Origin of the sequence: Inhella sp. (assembly GCF_027532025.1) — a bacterium.
Classification (GTDB): domain Bacteria; phylum Pseudomonadota; class Gammaproteobacteria; order Burkholderiales; family Burkholderiaceae_C; genus Inhella.
On the sequence record NZ_JAPZSY010000080.1, the window covers coordinates 1 to 1,159 of the forward strand.

Consider the following 1,159-nt stretch of genomic DNA (forward strand, 5'->3'; position numbering starts at 1 on the left):
GGTTTTATTGCAAGCCCCGCCATCTTGGCCAGGGTTTGCGCCGCCACCTATCGGATGGAAATCCGCAGGGGTGTAGGAAGAAGCCCTTCCCTGACGTCCAAGGCCGGAAAATTCAAGCGGAAAGTGGCCGTAGCCCAATCCCTGCAATGGGTGATTGCTATCTAATTAATAGCAAATGGGTTTGCGACTGCCGCCGGCCCTCACCCCCGCCCTCCCCCAGCGGAGGAGGGAGTTGAATCGGGGGCGGGTGCCAGCGCGATCAGCCGGCGTTGATCGCGATGCGGCGCGGCTGCGCGTGCGCGGCTTTGGGGATGCGCAGCGTCAGCACGCCTTGCGCCAACTCGGCGGTCACGTTCTCGGTGTCCAGCTCCTTGCTCAGGCTGAAGACGCGGTGAAAGCGCGCCAGCCCGACTTCGGTGTGGCTGGACTGCAGGCCGTCGGGCACGGCCATGGCGGCCTCGGCCTCAATCGTCAGGGTGTCGGCTTCGACCTGGAGCTTGAGGTTCTCCTTGGGCACGCCGGGCAGGTCGGCATACAGCGTGATGCCGGTGCTGTCTTCCACCACGTCCACGGGCGGTGTCAGCGCGGCATTGGCATAGCGCGCGGGCTGCTGGCGTTGCTGCGGCTGCCGGGTGACCTCGGTCGAAGACGCTGCGGAAGACGGCCTCTCAGTGGCCGGGCCATTGTTTTGCACGGGCTGGCTGCCGCCGTAGCCGTAGCCGGCGTTGCGGGTGCTTGCGGGGTTGGTCTGGGTCTGGGTGTTCATGATGGGTCTCCTTGTCTCTGGGGTCAGTCAGTGAACAGTGATGCGGCGTGGCTGGGCGGCCGCGCGGCGCTGGATGGTGATGTGCACCAGGCCGTCCTTGACGCTGGCGTTCACGGCATCGGGGTCGGCGTCTTCGGGCAGGCTGATCACCCGGCGGAACGAGCCGGCAAAGCGCTCGTTGATGTGCAGGGTCGACTGCTGGCCAGGCTCGGGCAAGGTGGACTTGCGCTCGCCGGCGATGGTGAGCATGCCGCGCTCCAAGTCGACTTCCAGCGTCTTGGGGTCAACCCCGGGGGCAAAGGCATAGACCTCTACCGTCTGGGGCGTGCCGCCGATATTCAGGGCGGGAAAGCCGCCCCGGCCGAAGCCGCGGATATTGGGAGACAGCTCAAG

Annotated in this window: 2 protein-coding genes; both read right to left on the bottom strand. The window is 66.0% G+C overall.

Going from position 1 to position 1,159, the window contains the following annotated elements:
- Positions 1 to 259: 259 nt before the first annotated feature.
- Positions 260 to 583 (bottom strand): Hsp20/alpha crystallin family protein, encoded by a 324-nt coding sequence (locus O9335_RS11025; RefSeq protein WP_298387889.1) that lies wholly within the window; start codon positions 581 to 583, stop codon positions 260 to 262.
- 210 nt (positions 584 to 793) lie between these two features.
- The coding region (locus O9335_RS11030) for an Hsp20/alpha crystallin family protein (protein WP_298387887.1) at positions 794 to 1,159 on the bottom strand (366 nt) is incomplete at its 5' end.